The 23,366-nt window shown below is 45.9% G+C and carries 22 protein-coding genes; 6 read left to right on the top strand and 16 right to left on the bottom strand.

The window, feature by feature from the left end; translation table 11 throughout:
- The first annotated feature begins 11 nt into the window (after nt 1-11).
- Nucleotides 12-620, top strand: coding sequence for a TetR/AcrR family transcriptional regulator (locus OCU74_RS06510; RefSeq protein WP_159457366.1), 609 nt, complete (start codon nt 12-14; stop codon nt 618-620).
- Between the two features lie 28 nt (nt 621-648).
- Here OCU74_RS06510 and OCU74_RS06505 read toward each other — a convergent pair whose 3' ends face one another.
- A complete protein-coding gene (locus OCU74_RS06505; protein ID WP_087478962.1) occupies nt 649-1,290 on the bottom strand; it encodes a hypothetical protein in 642 nt (213 codons plus the stop codon).
- 259 nt (nt 1,291-1,549) lie between these two features.
- On the opposite strand from OCU74_RS06505, the gene OCU74_RS06500 reads away from it, so the two are divergent.
- Complete coding sequence (locus OCU74_RS06500; RefSeq protein WP_087478961.1) at nt 1,550-2,506, top strand: acyltransferase family protein; 957 nt, start codon at nt 1,550-1,552, stop codon at nt 2,504-2,506.
- 65 nt (nt 2,507-2,571) lie between these two features.
- On the opposite strand, the gene OCU74_RS06495 is transcribed toward OCU74_RS06500, so the two are convergent.
- Together OCU74_RS06495 and OCU74_RS06490 are read right to left on the bottom strand one after the other, a co-directional pair.
- The gene (locus tag OCU74_RS06495; protein ID WP_087478960.1) at nt 2,572-3,303 is read right to left on the bottom strand and encodes a methyltransferase family protein; all 732 of its coding nucleotides are present in this window, start codon (nt 3,301-3,303) and stop codon (nt 2,572-2,574) included.
- Nucleotides 3,304-3,330: 27 nt separating this feature from the next.
- Entirely contained in the window at nt 3,331-4,605 is a 1,275-nt protein-coding gene (locus OCU74_RS06490; protein ID WP_087478959.1) for a sterol desaturase family protein, read from the bottom strand.
- Between the two features lie 527 nt (nt 4,606-5,132).
- On the opposite strand from OCU74_RS06490, the gene OCU74_RS06485 reads away from it, so the two are divergent.
- Entirely contained in the window at nt 5,133-5,540 is a 408-nt protein-coding gene (locus OCU74_RS06485; RefSeq protein WP_143693087.1) for a hypothetical protein, read from the top strand.
- 168 nt (nt 5,541-5,708) lie between these two features.
- Here OCU74_RS06485 and nirD read toward each other — a convergent pair whose 3' ends face one another.
- The 6 genes from nirD to OCU74_RS06455 all read right to left on the bottom strand — a co-directional run bounded on the left by nirD (nt 5,709) and on the right by OCU74_RS06455 (nt 12,762).
- Nucleotides 5,709-6,050 carry a nitrite reductase small subunit NirD gene (gene nirD, locus OCU74_RS06480; protein WP_087478957.1) on the bottom strand — a complete coding sequence of 114 codons (342 nt, stop codon included), beginning with the start codon at nt 6,048-6,050 and terminating at the stop codon, nt 5,709-5,711.
- A 2-nt stretch (nt 6,051-6,052) separates the two neighbouring features.
- Nucleotides 6,053-8,578 carry a nitrite reductase large subunit NirB gene (gene nirB, locus OCU74_RS06475; RefSeq protein ID WP_087480037.1) on the bottom strand — a complete coding sequence of 842 codons (2,526 nt, stop codon included), beginning with the start codon at nt 8,576-8,578 and terminating at the stop codon, nt 6,053-6,055.
- Nucleotides 8,579-8,616: 38 nt separating this feature from the next.
- Complete coding sequence (locus tag OCU74_RS06470; protein WP_087478956.1) at nt 8,617-9,459, bottom strand: ABC transporter ATP-binding protein; 843 nt, start codon at nt 9,457-9,459, stop codon at nt 8,617-8,619.
- A gap of 13 nt (nt 9,460-9,472) precedes the next feature.
- On the bottom strand, nt 9,473-10,441 hold the full coding sequence (locus tag OCU74_RS06465; RefSeq protein ID WP_087478955.1) for an ABC transporter permease: 969 nt from the start codon (nt 10,439-10,441) through the stop codon (nt 9,473-9,475).
- Nucleotides 10,442-10,509: 68 nt separating this feature from the next.
- Nucleotides 10,510-11,853: a CmpA/NrtA family ABC transporter substrate-binding protein gene (locus OCU74_RS06460; protein WP_234993546.1), complete on the bottom strand. Its 1,344-nt coding sequence runs from the start codon at nt 11,851-11,853 to the stop codon at nt 10,510-10,512.
- A 324-nt stretch (nt 11,854-12,177) separates the two neighbouring features.
- Nucleotides 12,178-12,762, bottom strand: a complete 585-nt coding sequence (locus tag OCU74_RS06455; protein ID WP_087478953.1) for an ANTAR domain-containing response regulator — start codon at nt 12,760-12,762, stop codon at nt 12,178-12,180.
- Between the two features lie 184 nt (nt 12,763-12,946).
- Here OCU74_RS06455 and OCU74_RS06450 point away from each other — a divergent pair, with 184 nt between their 5' ends.
- Complete coding sequence (locus tag OCU74_RS06450) at nt 12,947-13,534, top strand: GNAT family N-acetyltransferase (protein WP_234993506.1); 588 nt, start codon at nt 12,947-12,949, stop codon at nt 13,532-13,534.
- A 93-nt stretch (nt 13,535-13,627) separates the two neighbouring features.
- Here the strand turns inward: OCU74_RS06450 and OCU74_RS06445 are convergent, their stop codons facing one another.
- The 3 genes from OCU74_RS06445 to OCU74_RS06435 all read right to left on the bottom strand — a co-directional run bounded on the left by OCU74_RS06445 (nt 13,628) and on the right by OCU74_RS06435 (nt 15,870).
- Entirely contained in the window at nt 13,628-14,818 is a 1,191-nt protein-coding gene (locus OCU74_RS06445) for a dienelactone hydrolase family protein (RefSeq protein ID WP_087478951.1), read from the bottom strand.
- Nucleotides 14,819-15,002: 184 nt separating this feature from the next.
- Nucleotides 15,003-15,437 carry a GNAT family N-acetyltransferase gene (locus OCU74_RS06440; protein WP_087478950.1) on the bottom strand — a complete coding sequence of 145 codons (435 nt, stop codon included), beginning with the start codon at nt 15,435-15,437 and terminating at the stop codon, nt 15,003-15,005.
- Nucleotides 15,438-15,603: 166 nt separating this feature from the next.
- Nucleotides 15,604-15,870 (bottom strand): DUF1883 domain-containing protein, encoded by a 267-nt coding sequence (locus OCU74_RS06435; RefSeq protein WP_087478949.1) that lies wholly within the window; start codon nt 15,868-15,870, stop codon nt 15,604-15,606.
- A gap of 248 nt (nt 15,871-16,118) precedes the next feature.
- Between OCU74_RS06435 and OCU74_RS06430 the strand changes: the two genes are divergently transcribed.
- Both OCU74_RS06430 and OCU74_RS06425 read left to right on the top strand, forming a co-directional pair.
- Entirely contained in the window at nt 16,119-16,526 is a 408-nt protein-coding gene (locus OCU74_RS06430) for a DUF2061 domain-containing protein (RefSeq protein ID WP_087480036.1), read from the top strand.
- A gap of 116 nt (nt 16,527-16,642) precedes the next feature.
- A complete protein-coding gene (locus OCU74_RS06425) occupies nt 16,643-18,238 on the top strand; it encodes an ABC-F family ATPase (RefSeq protein WP_087478948.1) in 1,596 nt (531 codons plus the stop codon).
- A 65-nt stretch (nt 18,239-18,303) separates the two neighbouring features.
- On the opposite strand, the gene OCU74_RS06420 is transcribed toward OCU74_RS06425, so the two are convergent.
- The 4 genes from OCU74_RS06420 to OCU74_RS06405 all read right to left on the bottom strand — a co-directional run bounded on the left by OCU74_RS06420 (nt 18,304) and on the right by OCU74_RS06405 (nt 23,282).
- Entirely contained in the window at nt 18,304-18,576 is a 273-nt protein-coding gene (locus tag OCU74_RS06420; protein ID WP_159457365.1) for a DUF1883 domain-containing protein, read from the bottom strand.
- 150 nt (nt 18,577-18,726) lie between these two features.
- Nucleotides 18,727-19,692 (bottom strand): glycosyl transferase family protein, encoded by a 966-nt coding sequence (locus OCU74_RS06415; RefSeq protein WP_087478946.1) that lies wholly within the window; start codon nt 19,690-19,692, stop codon nt 18,727-18,729.
- Between the two features lie 57 nt (nt 19,693-19,749).
- Nucleotides 19,750-20,649 carry a uroporphyrinogen-III C-methyltransferase gene (cobA, locus tag OCU74_RS06410; protein ID WP_087478945.1) on the bottom strand — a complete coding sequence of 300 codons (900 nt, stop codon included), beginning with the start codon at nt 20,647-20,649 and terminating at the stop codon, nt 19,750-19,752.
- Between the two features lie 14 nt (nt 20,650-20,663).
- On the bottom strand, nt 20,664-23,282 hold the full coding sequence (locus OCU74_RS06405) for a nitrate reductase (protein WP_087478944.1): 2,619 nt from the start codon (nt 23,280-23,282) through the stop codon (nt 20,664-20,666).
- Nucleotides 23,283-23,366: the final 84 nt, after the last annotated feature.

Below are 23,366 nucleotides of genomic sequence, written 5' to 3'. Positions count from 1 at the left end.
TGAGTGCAATCATGACGACAACCAGAAAAAAGCAGGCAGAACAGACCAAACAAAAAATACTGGCAGCCGCTCACCAAATCGTCCGGAACGAAGGTATTCATGCACTTTCATCTCTGAAAGTCATCAATCAGGCAGGTGTCAGTAAAGGGGGTTTCTTCCATCATTTCCCTCAGATCGAAGACCTGTATTTATATATGCTGGACCAATTGGTTCAACGCCTCGACGAAGATCTGGCTCCCGGTAATTTCACGACACTACAGGCATTTATTCACGCCACCAGCGAATACACCATGCAACTGTTGGAAAACGCTCCGGAGAGCGTAACCACGCTTTTTTATTTTCTGAGTCAGAGTCACCACAAACCCGAATACCGGAAACGCCTTCAGTTGATGCTAGACAGCATGTTCGAGCACTGGAGTCATAATATTTCCCACTTTTTCCGGCCGGATCTGACCGCAGAACAACGCAACCACATCACCCGAATTTTAGATATGTACTTCTGTGGTTTCAGTTTTCATTTTCTGTTACTGGGTGATAAAGCCGGTTACCGTAAAATATCAGCCCAGTTTGCTGAGATGCTGGCTGATTTCGTACACAAAGAAGAGTCACATGAAAAGTAAAACCATATCAGTTCACATCTAATATTAATCAGGAATCCTTGTGATGATCGCCCTTTTTTCCTTTCGGATCGGGTTTGTTGTCTGGCTTATGTGGTTCCTGTCCATTAGCATCTTCATCATGACCGTCATCAAGCAATTCACTCGATGTTTTTCTGATAATCTGCGGCACAAGACGCTCACTGAAACCAGCAACAAATGACCAGAACAGCAGTTTAGCCACATCGACACCATTCACAGGATACGCCTGACTTAACCAGGTATAAAAAGACTGAGTGTTACTGATATTGAATGTATCCGGATAAGTCGGGAATAACCCTCCCTGAACAATGTTTCCGGCAAACATCAGCATTAATACCAAAGCAAATATTCCGCCATTGATCGGAATGAGCGTAATGGATATCCACGAATCCGATAAAACTTTTAATTCATCCAGTTCAATTGAAGGCAATCGTTGCTGAATACTTACAAATCCACCCAGTAACCCGGCAACAAAAACCAGAAGTACCAAATAAGAGTGTTCACTACAGTCATTCATCGTTTTACAGGAAGTTGTGCCAACAACGTTATAAAATACCAAGGCAACGACAACCAAAATGACCGACGTAAATATGACTAACCGCTGGGTTATTTTTTGCAGATATTTCTGACGCTCGACCGTAACCATTCCCATGACATTACTCCGGTTGTTTATCGTTATCTTAATACTCAAATGACTTTAATAGCATAGTATATGCTGAAGTTAAGAAATAAAATATTCACCAAACGAATAATCTATCGAATATCATGTGAATACTTAGCATTCAAAGTGTTAGCTTGCTGGAGAATATTTAACACCACATGTCTTATTTCAGAGAAATGACACAATGAAAACCATATCATCGCTGCAAAATGGTACATTAGCCTGAAACACCATATGTTTAATCAGACTTATGAACAGCAGAAATTTAACCTTAGATCTTTTCAAAATTATACTGGCTTTTATGGTTATCGGTATTCACAGTAATTTTCTCAGTGAGCTGACAACAGAAGGATACTATTTAATCTCTGCCGGTATTTTCAGAATTGCCGTCCCAATATTCTTTATCATTAACGGCTATTACTTCACATCAATATCCACATCAGAGAAGTTAACCCAATGGGTAAAAAGAGTGATATTACTCTATCTTGTCTGGACAGTATTCTATGCTTATTTCTGGTTAAAACCTGTCACAATGAATCTCGTCGGAATCATGACAATCGTAGAAACAATTATCGTCGGCTATCATCATCTGTGGTATCTGGTTGGTATGTTCGGTGCGGGGCTCATGACCTATGTTTTCAGAGACCGGACACGTGCAGGTATACAACTGGCCTTACTCTGTTTTGTTCTGGGTGTGATGATTCAATACATTGGCAATTACCATCTGGTGTCTTCTACATTTGCCGACGAACTATTTAACATCGGTTTCACCCATCGGAATTTTCTGTTGCTGGGTTTCCCGTTTTTCTATATTGGTTTCCTGATTCGTAAACACAGACTATTTTCAGAAACTTCAACCGGATTACTGATCGTATTCTCTCTGACCGGTATCGGACTCTTGCTCGGAGAAAGCTGGTATAACCTGAATCAACCTTACCGCACCGGTGTATTTGATAACTATCTTTCTTTAATATGGATTTGCCCGGCCCTGTTTTTACTGGTTGTCCGTTCAGGGCTGACAACAACCAGCAAGAATCTGGCTCATCTTTCGACTGCGGTCTATTTAATTCATCCGTTCTGTTTAAGTCTGCTACTCAAACTACGCCACTGGGAAAATACACCACTTGCTATTGCGTGTGTTTTGCTGTCACTGGGCTTATCTTATGCCCTGATACAGGCACACAAACGCATCGGCTATATTCTGTAATACTGTCACCGGATTCCACACATTTGTGGAATCCGGTCATCTGTTAACAGAATCGTTAAAATCATTCAGTAAATAAACGGCACCAGCTTTTTGGTTTTTGCTGCATATTGGCTAAAGGCATCACCATAACGATCGGCCAGATAGCTATCGAGCGCCGGAATGTGCATCGCCACGAAAGAATATCCCATTGCCAGCGGCAACAATAATGTCCAATAGTTACAGGTCAGTAAACTCCAGCCGGAGAACAGCACAACATCCCCAAAATAATTGATATGCATAGAGTAACTAAACAGACCTTCCGTATAGATTTTCCCTTTGTTGTTCGGGTCTTTTTTCCACCATTTACGCTGGAGCTCGGAGTAAGTATTCAGGAACGAGCCCAGTACCAGCAGCAATGCAGCAAAAGCATCCTGAGAACTAAGCGGAATAATGCTTTCACGGAATGCACCACCTCCGACAACCAGTAATCCGATTTCAAAAAATGCAATAAAACAGATCAGGCCAAACACCTCGCTCCAGTCGACCATACGCTGTAAAAGGTACAAAACGGTAATCGTATGTCGGATCCAATATAAAACAACACAACCAAAAAGAAGCTGTACTCTGATATCTCCTGTCAGTGTCCATTGCTGTCCGATAAGCTGACCAAGCGTCGTAAAACCATCATTAAAGGCCAGCCAGGCGCACAAAACGACTAACAGAAAATGCAAGCCAACAAAAGTAAGACGTTGAGCAACAGCACTGCCATATTCCCGGTTGACACCACCGGATTTTGGCTTTTGTTTTATATGTTCCATTATTTTTCCTTCTATATAAGAAACGACCTATAGTGTTTCACTTTGAGGCGATAATCGGTTTTTCAGCTCACCATTTTGTCGGTAAACCAGATAATTCAGCAATGAGATAACCATCAAACTTACAGAACTAATAGCCAGAAAATGATTCTGTTCGGTAACAATCGTCCAATACAAAAATATCCCGGCGAGAGCTTGTGAAATAATTTCCGCACTCCAGCCGACATTTCTTCCATCAAGTACAATACCGTTATAGTGACTGAGCCAGAGAAATAATAGCGACAGTGCCGTAACGGGTAATACCGGAAAATCACCGAAATAACTCATCAGATAGCAAAACAAAACCAGCGTCACAGAAAAACGCACTATTGCTGTCCATTTTGTTCTTAAGGAAATGTAGGGATCACGTGGTTTAAACTGTGAGCATGGAATTCTGGCAATATCACTGTAAAAATTCTTTTTTTCAACGCCTTTCGGCAGCCATCCAGGCGAAGCAAACACCGAACAGAATATTTCCCAGGGTGACCGGGAAAGCTGAATTTTTTTCCAGATGGTCTTGAGAAAATAACTATTAATGACCAAAGGACTGAAACTTGGATAAGATTCCCGCACACCATAAACCGCAGGCTCCTCCTCCAGCTCACGCTGATAAGTCCCGAATAATTGATCCCAGATGACCAGAATTCCGCCAAAATTCTTATCGATATATTTCCCATTTCTTGCATGATGAACACGATGCAATGAAGGTGTATTGAAAAATTTATCCAGCAGTGGTGTTTTCTTCACATATTGAGTATGAATACAAAATGCCCAGAGCACCTGGATATAACTGGCAACAAGAAATACCTCTAACGATATCCCCAGAAACGCCATCACAATAAAACTCATCCACATCGTCAGTTCGGTAAAATAACTGATTCGGATCGATACACCAAAGTTGAAATTCTCTGCGGTATGATGAACGAGATGATCAGTCCAGAACAATCCGATCATGTGGTGAATCCGGTGATTCCAGTAGTAACAAAAGTCGTAGGCAAAGAAGGCTAAAATATAAGTCAGCGGATTAGACTGATCTAACTCAAATATTCTAAATTCCTTATAAGCATAAGAATAAACCGCGACAACACCAAGTAATATAATAAATGAAAATCCCAAATTACCCAATGCAATTGACGCATTTGTCAATGTGTCATTAAAACGATAATTTTTATGTTTTTTCAGATAACTCAGAATTGATAAAATAAAGAGCGGCCCAAGGTAAAACGGAAGTGTATACATCACTTCTTCTGAAAAATTCAAATTCATATTCGGTACCTCACTTGACGTGATTTACGTGCCTGATTCGTTGTAAATCAATAGATAATGGTCATTTAATTTCATTTCTTTTGTGACTAGTGCGTTAAATGATCTGGATAAATGTTAACCAAATGAACTCGAATATGTAAACACACAATAAGCTTTTTTTTGGGCCAGACTTCACATGCTCACTAATAATAGATCAGTCAAATAATTTGAAATAAAACTGAAACAAAATTGATATTTATTCGTAATATTTCCAGTTCAAACGTCACAAGTTAATTTATTTATTACAAAGATATATCCTTATTTAAAACACATCATCCTATAAAAGTGAATAATCTATTTTGCCAACGAAATGATGACACGTAATAACTTAAACCAGATCACAACTTACTCATTTAGCGCGAGCATTCTTTTAATTATCCATTGTGATTAAAATCGATCATTTATACTCTACGCACCATATGAATCATTATGCATTTCGTGCTCGGTGCTGAATGATCAATGATAAACAGAGTACATGGAGAAAAATTGTGAAATTAAAAACGATTCTTACATTCAGTTTGGTTGGTATTGCTGCAGGAATGATCTCTCCGGCCAAAGCAGATACTGTATGCAGAACCCCCAATATTGTCTGCTCAGGTCAGACAACTCCCGGAGATACAAGTTGGCAGCCATATGCAAACAATACCGGTATCTATGTTGATATCGACACTTCTGCATGTGAACTCAATTCAATGCCAACCTATATGACCTCAATGAATGGTAACAGCAGCCACTGGGGAACCACAGGTGTCACTTCTATCTATTCTGCAACTGAAACCGGTTTTCGGGTTTATGTAAGATTCTCAGGTGGTAATACTATTACTCCGGCCATTGCAAATAACTACCATTGGTCAATCAATTGGTTAGCACTAAGTTCTGCTGATTGCCCAAAGTAATGATTTGATAAAATAGTGGTAATACATCAATCGGATTCTAATCCTTTATCTTCTCCGTATACGATTCGGAAATGATGTTTATCAACTGCTGATTCTATTATTGAAACACAGGCTCATACATCTCAGAAAGTATCCCACGATTTGAGTTGTTAAGAGCCTGTTTTACTGCTAGGCAGCGGCTTCCTGCTTCAGGTGCAAATTAACCTCGCCATTTTCAAGCGTCACCTGCCACACTTTCAGCACCACTTCCTGATGTTCAAGACAGTGACCGGTCTGCAGGTTGTAATGCTCTTTATACAGTGGAGACGCGACACAAAGCTGGCCCTGAATATCACCGACAATTCCCCGGCTCAGTACATAGGTTTTACCAATCGGATCCCAGTTTTGTATGGCAAAAAGTCTGGCTTCACTTTCAGGCACATAAAACAGCGCTATTTGTTCCCCGGCAATAAATACTGCGGTTCCCTGATATGGAATCAAATCATCCAAACGACAAATAACCTGTCTCATTTTCAAGGCTCCTCTCTGACCGGAATCCGCTGCTCCCGGATTCGCTGATACGATAGTGCCATACTGCCTTGTCCATTATTCCCTTGTTGATGACTGCCCTGCCCGTGATGATCAGACTCATAATAAATAAAGGGGCTGAACTTCCGCAGTTTTTCTTCCGATGCCAGTGTGCTTTTCCATTCACACTGATATGTATCCACAACATGCTGCATCTGAGTTTCCAGCTCGCGGCACAATCCCAGGGAATCTTCGATAACCACTTCCCGCAGATAATCGATGCCACCTTCCAGATTATCCATCCATACCGAAGTACGCTGTAGTCTGTCTGCTGTGCGAATATAGAACATGAGTACCCGATCAATCAGTGTGACCAGAGCTTCCCGGGAGAGATCTGCCGCAAACAGATCCGCATGACGTGGTTTCATTCCACCGTTACCACAGACGTAAAGATTCCAGCCATTTTCAGTGGCGATTACGCCGATATCCTTACTCTGCGCTTCAGCACACTCCCGGGTACAATCGGAGACGGCAAATTTGAGTTTATGCGGTGAACGTAGTCCTTTATAACGGTTCTCCAGTTCAATAGCTAAGCCAACCGAATCATCTACACCATAGCGACACCAGGTTGAGCCGACACAGGACTTCACCGTCCGGACCGATTTTCCATAAGCATGGCCGGTTTCAAATCCGGCATCGATCAGCGCTTGCCAGATCGCCGGTAACTGTTCCATCTGTGCGCCAAATAAATCGATGCGCTGCCCGCCAGTAATTTTGGTGTACAGATCATATTTCTGTGCCACCTGCCCCAACACGATCAGTTTCTCCGGTGTAATTTCACCGCCCGGAATCCGGGGCACCACGGAGTACGAACCATCTTTCTGTATATTAGCCATAAAGGCATCATTGGTATCCTGCAAACGACTCAGCGGTGCTTCCATCACATGCTCGTTCCACAGCGAAGCGAAAATTGAGGCTGCGGTTGGTTTACAGATATCGCAACCCAGCCCCTGACCGTGTGCGGAAATTAATGTGTCAAAGTCTTTAATTTCTTCAACCTGACAGAGATGGAACAACTCCTGACGACTATGGGCAAAATGCTCACAAATGTGATTGTTCACCTCCATCCCCATCGCGACCAGTTCATGATCCAGCACCGATTTGACCATGCCGGAACAACCACCACAGCCGGTTCCGGCTTTGGTCTCGGCCTTCAGTTCATCCAGCTGATGTGCTCCGGCATGAATTGCAGCAACCAAATCACCTTTCGTTACACGGTGACAAGAGCAGATCACCGTATCATCGGCAACATCACCACGCAGCATGGAAGCGTCCATGAGCAAATGAGCCGGATGGTCCGGGAGTGTGACCTGATTCAGATAACACTGTAATAAGGCATCGTAATCACTGTTATCACCAACCAGAATCGCCCCCAGCAATTGTGTGCCGGTTTTATCGACCACAATTTTTTTATAGATACCGCTGACAGTATCCTGCAACACCATTTCCTGTGCGCCTTCGGTTTGCATCTGAGCATCACCGATAGAAGCAACATCGACCCCGAGCAATTTCAGTTTGGTACTCATGTCCGCTCCCTGAAACGTCTCTTCTGCTCCGGTCAGTTGTCCTGCGACGGTTCGGGCCATCGCATAGCCGGGAGCCACCAGACCAAAAATTCGTTGCTGCCACAGGGCACACTCACCAATCGCGTAAATCGCTTCATCACTAGTCCGGCACTGATCATTCACCACAATACCGCCCCGCTCTCCGACTTCCAGCCCGGCCTGACGTGCCAGCATATCCTGTGGGCGGATCCCGGCAGAAAAAAGAATCACGTCGACTTCCAGCGGCTCTGCATCTTTAAACACCATCCGGTGCTTTGCTGTTTCTCCATCAATTATCTTCTCCGTTGCTGTCGCGGTATGAATGGTCAACCCCATCCCTTCCAGTTTTTCCTGTAACACATGGCTGGCACCGCCATCAAGCTGTACCGGCATCAGACGGGGAGCGAATTCGACCACATGGGTATCAATACCCAGCAAACGCAAAGCATTAGCAGCTTCCAGCCCCAGTAGTCCACCACCGATCACTGCACCGGTTTTTGCCGTAGCACAAGCCGTACGGATTGCAGCCAAATCATCTAATGTGCGGTAAACGAAAATATTGTCCCGTTCATGACCGGGAACAGGAGGCACAAACGGATAAGAACCGGTCGCCAGCACGAGTTTGTCATAACTGACCACTGTCCCATTGGCAAGAGTAAGCTGTTTCTGCTCGCGACGGATATCACAAACACCGTTCCCCAGCAGCAGTTCAATACCATAACGCTGATACCATGCCTCACTACTGAGTAACAGGTCTTCATCCGATTTCCCCTCAAACAGAGCCGACAAATGTACCCGGTCGTAGGCAATCGATCGCTCCGCACCAATCACGGTTATCTTCTTGGTCAGATGTGCCTGTTTTTCTACCAACTGTGCAACCAGATGATGACCAACCATCCCATTTCCCACAATCACCACATGTTCCATCATGATTTCACTTCCTCTGTTCAACTGTTTTCCGGCATTCAGGCAGTTTGCTTCATCATTGTCTGCTCTGGCCGTGTCTCTGTGCGCGGACTCAGGTGACGTTTTGACTGTTTCTCATACAGAAAACGCAACACAGCCTGACGGTAACGCTGATAAACCGGGTCATCAGCCAGTGCGACCCGATCTCTGGGACGGGACAGTTCAATATCCAGCACTTCACCAATGGTTGCCGCCGGTCCGTTAGTCATCATGACAATCCGGTCAGAAAGCAGCACAGCCTCATCAACATCATGGGTAATCATAATTACCGTATTGTTCAGCTCAGCCTGAATCTGCATGAGCGAATCCTGTAAATGCGCCCGGGTCAAAGCATCCAGCGCACCAAACGGTTCATCCATTAGCAGCACTTTGGGTTGCAGAGCCAGAGCCCGGGCAATTCCGACCCGTTGTTTCATCCCACCGGAAATTTCATCCGGGCGTTTCCCGGCCGCATGATTCATCTGGACCAGTTCCAGGTAGTGATTAGTCTGTGTTTTGATCCACTGCTTCGTCTGCCCTTTCGCGACCTGCTTCACGGCCAATTCAACATTCTGATATACCGTCAGCCACGGCAGCAGCGAATGATTCTGAAACACTACAGCCCGTTCCGGCCCCGGTCCGGCAACTTCCCGGCCGGAAACTATCACTCCGCCATCGGTTGGCAAATGCAGCCCGGCTACCAGATTGAGAACAGTAGATTTTCCACACCCGGAATGACCGATCAGAGAAATGAATTCTCCCTGCCGGATTTGCAGATGAACATTCTTCAACGCCACAAAATCACCTTTTGGGGTCGGGAAACGCATCCCCAGCTGACTGAGCTCCACCATTATTTTGGTCATGACTTTCTCCCCCTTAACGTAGATCCTGTGTTTTGTCCCACGACAGCCATTTCTGCAGATATAACATGCCCCGATCGAGCAACAGACCGATAAAGCCGATAGTCATCACAGCCACCATAATTCTCCCCAGTGATGCCGAACTGCCGTTCTGGAATTCATCCCAGACGAACTTCCCCAGCCCCGGATTCTGGGCCAGCATCTCTGCGGCGATCAAAACCATCCAGGCAATCCCCAGCGACAGGCGCAATCCGGTAAAAATCATCGGAATCGCTGATGGCAGAACGATCGTGGTGACATGTTTTCCCCAGGAAAGCTGTAATACCCGGCTGACATTGAGCAGATCTTTCTCCACACTGGTCACTCCGACTGCTGTATTGATCAGTGTCGGCCACAGACTACACAAAGCAACGGTCAGTAATGAGTTCACAAAAGATTTGGCAAAGAATGGATCCGGAGTGACATAAACGGCACTGACCACCATGGTCACAATCGGCAGCCACGCCAGAGGTGAGACTGGTTTAAGCAATTGAATCACCGGATTAAATGCCTGATAGAGGCCACGATTGAGTCCCAGCAGAATACCCAGCGGTATCGCAATCAGAGAAGCCAGCAGAAACCCCGCCGCCACAGTCACCAGACTGGTACCAATCTGGTCGAAAAAGGTAGGTTTCCCGGTATACGGGCGGATTTTCACTTCAGCATCCGGATTTTTTGCCAGTTTGGCAGCATTTCTTTTTTCCTGACGGGCAATAAAAGCTGTGGCCTTTTCCCGTTCTTCAATATGCTCTACCACCAAGAGGTGAAACTGCTGATAGGTTTGTACCGGCCCAGGCAATGTTCCCAGTGATGTTTCTATATTTTTCGCCACCAGATGCCAGCCAGCCAGAAAAAACAGAATTCCCAGTAACGGCAAAAGAACTATTCGCCCTTTATCGGCAACTTTTTGTTTTGAAGGCAACAATGAAATCACATGACTCGACATAACACACTCCTTGTTTTCCGACTGGCACCAGAAGATGCCAGCCAGACGGATTACTCAGTTTCTGATAACTAAACTTTCTCTTTGCCTTTCAGACCAATAGCAAATTTGTCCAGATATGCATTGGGATGATGACCGTCATAGGTCACGTGATCGATGAAATGGGTCTGTGGCGGACGGAAGCCATCAGTCGTATTGACATCCGGGAAATCAGCAGCTTTCATGACACCATCATCAATTAGTGCCTGTGCCGCCTGACGGTAAATATCTGGCCGGTAAACTTTTTTAGCGATATCCATATACCATTGATCCGTTTTCTGTTCCGGAATCTGTCCCCAGCGACGCATCTGGGTCAGATACCAGATGGCATCACTGTAATACGGATATGTAGCGTTATAACGGAAGAAAACATTGAAATCCGGTACCTGTCGCTTATCACCTTTTTCATATTCAAATGTCCCGGTCATTGAATTAGCAATCACTTCCGCATCCGCCCCGACATACTCACTTTTAGCCAGTATTTTCACCGCTTCGGCCCGATTGGCGTTGTTGTGTTCATCCAGCCAGTGAGCAGCCCGGATTAAAGCTTTCACGACATGGATATGTGTATTGGGATATTTATCGGCCCATGTTTTAGCAACCCCGAAGACTTTCTCCGGATTGTCTTTCCAGATTTCATAATCGGTAACAACCGGAACGCCAATACCTTTAAATACTGCCTGTTGATTCCATGGTTCACCCACGCAGTACCCTTCAATCGTCCCGGCTTCCATCGTAGATGGCATCTGTGGCGGCGGCGTAACACTCAACAGTACATCCGCTTGGACCTGCCCACTGTTATCTCCGTGCTGTGGATCGTAATAACCGGGATTGATTCCACCCGCAGCCAGCCAGTATCTCAGTTCGTAATTATGAGTTGAGACCGGGAAAACCATGCCCATATTGAACGGCTTTCCCTGCTCTCTGTAGCTTTGCACCACCGGTTTAAGTGCATCAGCCTGAATCGGATGCTGTGGTTTTCCATCCGTTTGCATTTTCAGATGAGGCTTCATCGCCGCCCAGGTTTGGTTAGAAACCGTAATTGCGTTGCCATTCAGATCCATGCTGAATGCTGTGATCACATCAGCTTTCGTTCCAATCCCAATTGTTGCCCCCAGAGGCTGACCGGACAACATATGTGCGCCATCCAGTTCACCGTCAATCACCCGGTCCAGCAATACTTTCCAGTTAGCCTGCGCTTCTAAAGTGACATACAATCCTTCATCTTCGAAAAAGCCTTTTTCATAAGCGATGGCCAGAGGTGCCATATCAGTTAACTTAATGAAGCCAAACTTCAGTTCTTCCTTTTCAGGCTCTCCAACGCCAGCCAGAACCGGTGTTGAGATGATCGCAAAACCCAATGCTAACGTCCGCATCCATTGCGCTTTTTGCTGCATAACCAGACTCCCTTCGCTGTATAAAATCAAATCCAATAAAAAATCAAAAAAAACGCCACTACACCGAAGTGCAGCAGCGTCGTCGCTTTGGTTTCTCAATACCTACCGCCGTTGATAAATACTAAGAGAGACAAATTGTTATCTAAATTCTTTCAATTCTACTAATCCAATTCTTATGCCATGTTTATTTTTTTTATTTTTCATATAGTTATAAATAATTTAGCTCTGGCACGTATTTTCTCTGCTGTCCGGATGTGCAGCGTGCACCATTCTCAGAAAAATGATCTACCTCCAAAGAGTGAGTTATTCATGATTTAATTCGAAAGTATGAATAATATTTTTCGCGATCTGATACATCGGCTGGCTGGTTTTCATCGATGAATGGCGCATTGCTTTATAAGCTTCATTTTCATCCATCCGGTGAACTTTCATTAATAAGCCTTTGGCTCTTTCAACCCACTTGCGTTCCTCAATTTTCAATTGCAGCTTATCGATCTCCCCACACATCTGATGCGCTTTATCCTGCACTTTCTGTGCATATTCAATCCAGGGTTTCAAACGCTCTTCTCCATGAAAAGGCAGCATCACAAAATTGTTGATGCTAGGTAAGCGATTGATATCAATACTAGAAAATTGTTTCAGTAGAATCAGGAGCGGAATTCTCCGGGCAAAACAGATCTCAACCATCAGTCGCAGTTCAGCCGTCGGTTGCTGCCACGAAACCACAACAGCACCGTGATTTTCCTGCATGAGCATATGGTCGATCTGAGGCAGTGAACAAGTCACAATCCGGGAAAAGTCCACGGCCAGCCGGTTGCGCACTACATCCTGATCCCTGAGTTGATCACAACAGCAAATAATGGTTTGCGAGGCCTGAGAAATCGTCATACTGGTTTCCTTATGATTGATATTTCCTTACGGGAAATAATCAAAGAGTGTGCCAGATGGATTTCTGTTAGATTTAATTGTTATTTTTCATTAGACAATGACAATCGAAGAGTACGCACACTCACAAATACAGTGTTCAAAAATTACAACCAGTGGAAATATAAAAACGATATAACAAGGAGAAATGATGCCGAATGAACTGTTCTTCCCAACGATTCAAACCTCTCGATTAATATTGAAACCTTTAGTCATCGGTGATGCGGATAAATTACTCGCCATATTTTCAGACGCAGAGGTGATGAAATACTGGAGCACACCACCCTGGGACAGCATTCAGGACGCGATTGATTTCATCAATAACAGCCACCAGTCGATGACACGTCAAAACTCTATTGCACTCGGTATATATATTCAATCCACCGGTGAACTCGTCGGCAAGTGCATGTTATTTAGTTATTTCAAAACATCAAAACGTGCAGAGATTGGCTTTGGTCTGGGCCGGGCTTATTGGGGAAAAGGCTATATTTCCGAGGCTGGTGAAGCACTCATTCAGTACGGGTTCAATTCGCTGGGTCTGCGCCGTGTTGAAGCTGAGATCGATCCGGATAATCAGGCCTCGTCCAGAGCACTTGAAAAACTGGGCTTCTCTCAGGAGGGATTATTGCGGCAACGCTGGGAAATCAATGGCATAGTCTCTGATTCTGCACTTTATGGGAGACTGGTGAGTGATCCTTTACCTCATTATCAGGAGATAGACGCGGTAAAAGTGTAGTTACAGAATCAATGCAGGTATCCATACGACTTAAACGGATACCCACGCCTTGTGCAATAGAAGCAGGCAGAACCAATAAATATCTGGCCGTCTCTAATTCATATCAAACTGTTGATCCAGCCAGTTAAATGCCTCTTCCTGCATGTCCTCGGTGAAGATATGCCCTTTATTCGGCCAGATCTTGGTGTTGAGTTTATCCTCGGCACCATTAGCCCGCCACACACTGTGTAATTTGCTAAATGCATCTTTGACGGAATCAACCGGAAACAATGGATCCAACCCACCGGCAAAAACCAGCATCGGCTTGGGTGCTGCAATGGCTGCAACATCCGGATAATCCAGATAGCGCGCCATAAACGGATGCATCATTGTAAATGCCGACTGCCCTTTCAGCTGATTATTACCGGGCACCATCAACCCTTTCATGGTTCCCATCCAAGAGTCGACAACACTGGCTTTAATATCGTCTGACAATGCCGCCACCTGCCATGAGCGGAAAGCGCCCATAGAGAATCCAACCGATGCAACCCGGGACTTATCAACTTGCGGTCTGCTGGCGAGGAACTTCGCGGCCCGCAAATCATCCAGAGCAATAATACCGGCAAAAGAGGTGCCTAAATTAAATAAATTCGAGGCCAGAGCCTGTTGAGAGCTGTTGCGAAAACCGGAAACGGAACGATCGCCCCAGCCGAGAGCATCAATAGACAGAACTACATATCCGCGTTTTGCCAGTTCGTCTCCGGGAAAGCGATCGGTGAAATAACGGTGAGCCCATTCCACAGATGATGATAACCGGGCATCATCTCCCCAGGTTTCAACAAACTTCTCTTTGCCGATGTCAAAACGCGAACCGTGATCGTGTAAAAACAGCGCGGCAGGGAAAGGCCCTTCGCCTTTAGGTGTTAACATCAGTGCCATCACCCGACTCTCGTTACTGATGTTAAACACAACTTTCTGAGCGATGTAACTTCCCCGGTCAATCTGATCAATCACCATCGGATTAAATGGTGTATCGTCCCGGTAAGGTAAAATGATTTCTTCAGCCTTTGCCTTCGCAAAATTGTGCCACATCTGGGGATTATATCCGTCCTGCCAGGCCAGTTTATACGGCATCCGTGCTGCTTTTAATTTTTCATAAAACAGCGGAAAACTATTATCGGGAGAATCGATCTCCTGAGTGACATAATCCGGCCCGGTTGCAGCGCGGTTGTAGTGAGCAAGCGCTGCTGAGCTGGTCAGACTGAAAAGACCGGTCATGAGCACGGCTGTGATCAACTTATTCATTTGATTATCCTTAAAATCCTGTATACAGAAAAGGAGCGCCAAACGTCATACACTCAACTCATCTGAAAATTGAAACGATGTTTTACTTTACAGGAAGATCGGAGAATCCGTGAGTTATCAGGATCACAATCAGGTCGATTTGTTGTTATTAATCATATAGTCAGTCACTTCAATTAACCGGTCGCTACACATTACTGTTTTCTGAACTGTTATATGAGTACATCCGGATTTCATCCCGGGGAAACCATCCCAACTTTTCATAAAAATGCTGGGCTTTCAGGTTATCCTGATAGACAAACAAATGAGTTTTAGAAATTCCTATCAAAGCCAGTGCATTCACCGATTGAGCCACCAGTTCATAGCCAATCCGGCGCCCACGAAATGTTGGTAAAACCGCAAGATGCTGCAAGTAACCGCGTCGGCCATCCGTTCCTACCAGAACAGCCCCAACGATCTCAGAGCCACTGACTGCAACAAAACTCAGCCCCTGATTACGTTTTAAATAAGCGTCAATACTTTCTCTGGAATCCGCATCCCGGATAGACATCCCTTCAGTGTCACACCACAACTGAATCACAGCATCATAGTCTGCAATATCCATTTCCCGGACTGTAATCACTCAGAACTCCTTATTTATCATACGATAATGACTCAGACAGATTGGGGAAACAGTTTAAAACGAGAATGACAGCTACATCAATATCACGATATGGCAAAAGATTATCATATGGCAGAAATGGCTCCGGAGCATACGGGGATTTTTTACAGCTCCGGAAGAAACTACGTTAAAGCAAACGAATGCTTGACTGGACAGTGCCGGAGAAACCTCCCCGGTCAATCACGACATGCCAGTGCCCGGAATGTGGTACCTGTAGCAGACTGACAGAAGATGTCATATGACCGCCATAAGCCTGATACTTACCTCCATTCTTATAATTCTGGAAATTGGCATCATCGATGAGAATCACATTCGCAGTATTCCCCTGTAGCGTGACTTCCACCTTCTGCCCCTGCTTACAAAGTTTCAGATCATAGTGCGTAAAATTCATCATCTTCTCCACGTATATATAAATTTGCTACGACGTATTTACCATAAACGCTGAGGCTATAAGTTGATCTGACCTCACAAACTCAATGAGAGACATGTTTAGCCTACATATTGAATTATAGAATGGAAAATCACTCGGCTTACCTATCTTCTGAGGTTTTACCTATCTCATAAATAGATATGATCAATTTCAATAAATGATAATTATTATCAATAATGATTACAACAAAGTTAATCAAGGTTGGACATCCCATGAAAAAGACTATCAGTTTTGCAGCAATTCACTTTAGTATCGCGTTTACCGTCGCTTATGTATTGACTGGTGACATTATTCTGGGAAGTCTGATTGCCATGTTAGAACCGATGATCAATACCGTTGCATTCTACTTTCATGAAAAAGTATGGTCCCAATATATACCACTACGGCGCTATGCCTCTGATCCTCGCATCAAAACGGCCAGCTTCGCAGTGATTCACTTCAGTGTCGCATTTAATGTGGCCTACATGTTAACCGGCAGTTGGTTAATTGGTGGCGTGATGGCAATGATAGAACCCAGCATCAATACCTGCGCCTACTATTTCCATGAGAAAATGTGGCAGGGTAAAGCAGAACGTTCACAGTGGCAGTGTGCTCACCATAGTGCTGTAACATTGTCATAGTCATGTACCACATTAGAGGTGATGTCCATCACAAAAGCTGTTAATATAACGCTCATCTATAAAGTTGGCTGAAAGGCCAGCTTTTTTCTTGTTTACCATCCAACCTGGGATTTCCTGTGCTATCAACTGCAAACATCACCATGCAATTTGGCGACAAGCCATTATTTGAAAATATCTCGATCAAATTTGGTCACGGTAATCGCTACGGTCTTATCGGCGCGAACGGTTGTGGCAAGTCCACCTTTATGAAAATTCTGAGTGGAGAGCTGGAAGCATCCGTTGGAACGGTAGCCACGGATCCCAATGAGCGGATGGCAAAACTTGGGCAGGATCAGTTTGCTTTTGAAGCCTTTTCCGTGATTGACACTGTCATCATGGGCCATAAAGAGCTGTGGGAAGTCAAAGAAGAACGGGATCGTATTTATGCGTTACCGGAAATGTCAGATGAAGACGGTATGCGAGTCGGTGATCTCGAAACAGAATTTGCCGAAATGGATGGCTATTCTGCCGAAGCCCGTGCCGGTGAATTACTGCTCGGACTGGGAATTCCTGAAGAGCAGCACTTTGGCTTGATGAGTGAAATTGCTCCGGGCCTGAAATTGCGGGTTCTACTGGCTCAGGTTCTGTTTGCAGAACCTGATATCATGCTGCTTGACGAACCGACCAACAACCTGGACATGCATACCATTTCCTGGCTGGAGCAAACATTGCTGGCCCGCAACTGCACCATGATCATTATCTCGCATGACCGTCACTTCCTGAATACTGTCTGCACGCATATGGCTGATCTGGATTATGGTGAACTGCGTCTGTTCCACGGTAACTATGATGAATATATGATTGCAGCAGAGCAAGCACGTGAACGTCTGCATGCCGATAATGCCAAGAAAAAAGCCCAGATTGCTGAACTGCAAACCTTTGTCAGCCGTTTCTCAGCCAATGCATCAAAAGCCAAGCAGGCAACCTCACGTCAGAAACAGCTTGAAAAAATTCAGCTTGAGGAAGTTAAACCTTCAAGCCGTCAGTCTCCGTTTATTCGTTTCGAACAGGAAAAACCCCTGTTCCGCAATGCCCTTGAAGTGAACGGACTCAAACAGGGTTATGACGATAATATTCTGTTTAGCGATGTCAGTCTCATGGTGGAAGTCGGGGAACGCATTGCGATTATCGGTGAGAACGGGATCGGTAAATCAACCCTGCTGAATACACTGGCTGGTGTCATGGCACCAATGGCCGGTGAAATCAAATGGTCGGAAAATAACAACATCGGTTTCTATGCTCAGGATCATGCCCACGAATTCAGTGATGAAATGAATCTGATGGACTGGATGGGGCAATGGAAAAAAGAAGGTGACGACGAGCAGACCGTGCGCAGTATCCTTGGCCGGATGTTATTTTCACAAAATGATATTAAGAAATCGGTGAAAGTAATCTCTGGTGGAGAACAGGGACGGATGTTGTTTGGCAAACTGATTATGCAAAAGCCTAATATTTTGCTGATGGATGAGCCAACCAACCATATGGACATGGAGTCGATTGAAGCATTAAACCTGGCTCTTGAAAACTACAAAGGCACCCTGCTGTTTGTTTCTCACGACCGTCAGTTTGTTTCCTCGATCGCAACACGCATCATTGAAATCACCAAAGATGGTGTACGTGATTTCCACGGAACCTATGATGAATATCTGGCCAAGCAAGGTCTGATTGGTTAAGTGAATAAGGGAGGCTCACCTATCGCTGAGCCTCCCTTATCTTTTGATTAATGTGCTGAAATGTTTTACAGCGGAATCACACGCACACTTGACTGGACTGTACCTGAATAACCACCGCGATCAACAACCACATGCCAGTGCCCGGAATATGGAATCAGTAACATGCTGACTGTATCCGTCATATGCCCGCCATTATATTTATAATCACGACGTTTCTTGTATTTTTGAAAATTGGAATCATCTAACAGAAGTACATTGGCGGTATTATTCTTCAAAGTAACTTCTACTTTCTGTCCCCGCTCACAAAGATTAAGGTCGTAATGAGTAAACTTCATCATCTCTCCAAAAATACATATATATACAACCCAGACTGATACCCAAATCACCATAAACCCCCAATGGGTCACTTCATTTAGGCACAAAGAATGTTAAATCAGTCTCATCATATTGAATTTTTGGTAACAGATCACTAAATAAAAGCTTCTTACTCAGACAAATGAGCAATCATCGGAGCAGTATGCCATCCAATATGCAAACGCTTCCGCAAAGGCTTTTTCCCGATCCTGATAACGGGTAAACAGCATGGTTGCCAGAGTCGATAATACCGCATTGGCCATCAGTGTCATCTCTTCTGCCGGAGTACCCAACGGACAGGTATTCGGAATCGGTAAGTCGGAAAGAAACTGCTCCGGCCAGTAAAATGACTGAACACCCTGTTCACTGCTGAGCCAAACCGTCTGACTCACTTTGGGATTGTATTCCGACTCCCCGGAAACTCCTTTAAAAGAAATCACGGCATGACCGGGATGACCGACTGAGTGCTCAACTTCCGCGTGTAACTGCTGAAAGCCGGGATGAAAACTTCCCCGGATGCCGAATTCAGCGCCACCGGGATTGAGTGCCCGGACCACTGTATTGACCGGAGTACGCAGACCATAACGGGCTTTCCATGCCAGCATTCGGGCAGCCTGTGGAGCAAAAGCCTCAAGCGGCAGATAAACAATAGATTGTGTCTGTAGAGATTCCTGAGCGTCTGCCACACTGTCAGCACGATAAATACCAACAGCCTGCAAATAGTTTTCAGCGTGTTCCCGACCGTTGCCTGCTTCATGAAAACCATGCAGAACAACTTTCTCGCCCTGTCCGGCAAGAATTTTAGCTGCCAGCAAATGCCAGGGTTTTCCGGCAGAAGCCCGTTTCCCCGCGTAACACGGCCAGTCATAAGTTGCTCCCAGATTCGGAACTCTCGACTGAAAAGCCCGGACAAATCCGGCAATTTCCTCCCGGGTCTCATTCTGAACCCGGATCAACATCATCAGCATCGCCATCTGATCATCGTCAATCTGGCCAGCCAGATATTCGTCCATAACCTGATAGGCCTGTTCAAAAGTAAGCGGGCGGCGTCCACGCTCTCCACGCCCGACAGTGCGGATACATTCCAGTATGCTACTCATCTACATCCTCAAAATTTAAACCGGTATCTATGCCGGTATTATAATACCCAAATGATTTCAAGATGCAGTTTCAGCGAGAATCTCCGGGTACATAATATCGCGGGATAACTGCTCCCGAAGTCTGACAACTTCTCCCATAATAATCAATGCCGGGCTTAAACCCGCCAGCTGTTCGGCTTTACTTTTGAGTTGAGAAATTTCAAATTCGTGCACTTCCTGAGCAGGACTACAACCTTTACCGATAATCGCCACCGGCGTTTGTGGTGACAAACCGGCGGATAACAAGCCGTCCTGAATTGCCTGAGCCTGCTCCAGTCCCATATAAAAAACCAGTGTCTGTCCGCCGGCAACTAATCCTGCCCATGCGGGAAGTGCGCCGGTCACCACCTGGCCGGTAATCAGCGTAACACTGCGTGAAACCTGTCGGTGAGTTAATGGAATCAACGCACTGGATGCACAACCGATTGCTGCTGTGATCCCCGGAATAACATCATATGGGATCTGGTTTGCCACCAAATGTAACGCTTCTTCCCCACCCCGGCCAAAAATGAACGGATCACCACCTTTCAGACGGACCACAATTTTTCCCTGCCGGGCATAATCAACCAGCAACTGGCTAATCATTTCCTGGCTCAGACTCGGCTGCCCGCAACGTTTACCGACATAAATCAACTCAGCATCCGGATGAGCCAGTTCCAGAATATCCCGCCCGACAAGCCGGTCGTAGACAAGCACTTCTGCCTGTTGCAGCAGCTTCAGTGCTTTCACGGTCAGTAGATCCGGATCATTGGGTCCGGCACCGACCAGATAAACATGGCCCTGTTGTTCTGTAGAATAACCAGATGAATCTCCTGAAGCGGGTATTGCTGATGGTCGTAACTGATACAACTGCTCATGGACACTAAAGCGATCATCACAGACTTCCCGTGCAATATATGGTTTAACGGCTGAGTTCATCTCGCTTCCCTCTTTCATTCCACGGTTACAACATCAATCGATTGCTGATGAGAGGCAATCAGTTTGTTCACTTCAGGCAGACAGGAACCACAATTAGTACCGCATTTTAAATGGTCTTGCAGGGCTTCCAGAGAAAGCGTTTTCTGATTCTGCAATTGTTGCTGAATCTGTTGTTCCGTGACTCGGAAACAGCTACAGACAGTCCGGCTGACAGAAGAATGGCTCAATGCCAACAGTTTTGCTAAATCCAGTGGCTGATCAATCAACGCCACATAACTGAGATAGTCCTGAATAATCGGTTGTGTTGAAATCAGGGTAATTCCCCGAACCTGTAAAATATTACTCTGCGCAGACTGACTCAGCGCTACTTTCATCCAGCCCTGTTCCTGATCCAATGTCAGCACCCGCTCTCCGCTTTTTACATCCGGTACGGTCTTACACAAACGCTCCGAGGTCGCAAACCGCCAGACAGTTGCCTTTTTCTCACGCTGCATCGACAGATACTCGCACACTGGCATGGAGTGAGCGTGTCCGACCGTCAGACCATAGTGAGTAACTGGTGCAGGCTGAATCATGACTGATCCCGACTTAAATGCCGGCTGTCCGGAAAGCGGATCATAATCGGCCCGGACAACCCGGTTCACCTGAGATGCACCACCATAATCCCCGGCCCAGTGCATTGACATAAAGAGTTGCCGGGGTTGTAATCCTTCATCGATCGCCACCTTGCCCCAGATCCACGCCTCGCCGGACATCGATAACCGGGCCATTGTATGTTCCTGAAGTCCGAGGGCTTTAGCGGATCCTGAATTCATATAGAGAGTTGGCTCAAGTTCTCCGGCAGCCAGCTTAGCTACATGCCCGGTTCGGGTCATCGTGTGCCACTGATCCCGTTGACGTCCCGTGTTGAGCCACCAGCCGGAAGAAGGCTGAATATCCGGAGCCGGAGTGACCACCAGATTAGCCCGGCCGTCCTCAGTAGAAAAGTGTCTGTTCTGATAAGGATGACTCCGGTCCAGCGGCCAACGGGTTGGCTGCCACTGTTCAAGTTCAGCATCGCTCAATGCAGCCAGAGCAGAAAGTTCCAGTTGATAACGGGTTCCCCGGTTAATCTCAGTCAGAGCGGCATATTCGCGGAAGATGTCATTTTCAGACAGAAAGTCAAACCCATTGGAAACATCCATCAGTTCACACAATTGCTGTCCGACCTGACTCACCGCCCACCAGTCCGGTCTAACCTCTCCGGGTGTATTCAGAAACCTCCTCTGACGGGACAAACACCGTTCGGAGTTCGTTACCATTCCCTGTTTTTCTCCCCATCCGGCAGCAGGCAACAGCAGATCAGCATCAGCAGCCGTATCTGTCCCGGAGGTCATGTCCGACACAATGACGAACTCACATTGCTTGAGCGCCTGCCGGATGAAGTCGCTGTCCGGCATCGAGACCAGTGGATTAGTTGCCATAATCCACAATACTTTAATATCTCCGCGCGCCACTGCACGAAACAGTTCAACGGCTTTCAGTCCCGGTTGTGTTGCAATCACGGGCGAGTTCCAGAACTGCTGAACCCGTGCGATCGATTCATCATCAAACCCCCGGTGCACTGCCAGTTGATTTGCCAGACCGCCGACTTCACGTCCTCCCATCGCATTCGGCTGCCCGGTCAGAGAAAAAGGGCCACAACCCGGCCGACAGATTTTTCCACTTAACAGATGGGTGTTGATAATGGCGTTTCCTTTATCTACACCGGACTGAGACTGATTGATTCCCTGACAAAACAGGGTCATCACATGGGTACTTTCAGCAAACCACTGGTAAAACTTGTCTACCACGCTTTGCGGTATATTTAACGCACCAGCAACCTGTTCCGGTTGATAGCGGTGGTGGGACAACTCTGCGCAAAGCGCATCAAGTCCTTGTGTATGCTGCCGGACGAATGAAGCATCCGTGAGCTGCCGGTCGAGCAGATAACGGCATAATCCGTTAAATAATAAGACATCACCATCATTTGCTAATGGAATATGCAGATCGGCCTGCTCTGCTGTCACCGTCTTCCGGGGATCAATAACAATCATTTTTAAGTCGGGGTTACGCTGCTTTGCCTGCTGAATCCGGCGAAAAAGAACCGGATGCGTCCACGCACTGTTTGCACCGACCAACACCAATAAATCAGCATCGTCGATGTCTTCATAATTCACCGGAACCACGTCTTCACCAAAAGCTCTCACATGTGCAGCAACAGCCGAAGACATACATAAGCGGGAATTGGTATCAATATTGGCAGAGCCGACATATCCCTTCATCAGTTTATTGGCAACATAATAGTCTTCGGTCAACAACTGTCCGGAAACATACATTGCGACAGAATCCGGTCCATAATGCTGCACACTGGTGTGGATCCGGGTAGCAATCTCATGGGTTGCCTGCTGCCAGCTGATTTCGCTTTTACCCATTTTCGGATATAACAGCCGGGCCGGAGTAACCAGACTTTCCTGTAAAGCGGAGCCTTTCACACATAATGCACCGCAGTTTGCCGGATGGTTCGGATCACCGATGATTTGCTGTCCCTGAGTCAGGACACCGCACCCGACACCACAATACGGGCAAGTTGACTGGATACCTTCTTTTTGCATGATCATTTCCTTGCTTTATTCCGCATAAAGTTCATCGGGGCTATCGAGCTTTTGTGATGGTTTTCAGCCCTGATAATAAAAAAG

The sequence above is a fragment of the Vibrio mangrovi genome (assembly GCF_024346955.1).
Lineage (GTDB): Bacteria > Pseudomonadota > Gammaproteobacteria > Enterobacterales > Vibrionaceae > Vibrio > Vibrio mangrovi.
The sequence above is the reverse complement of the archived record's forward strand: the minus strand, read 5'-3'. Positions and strand labels throughout refer to the sequence as shown.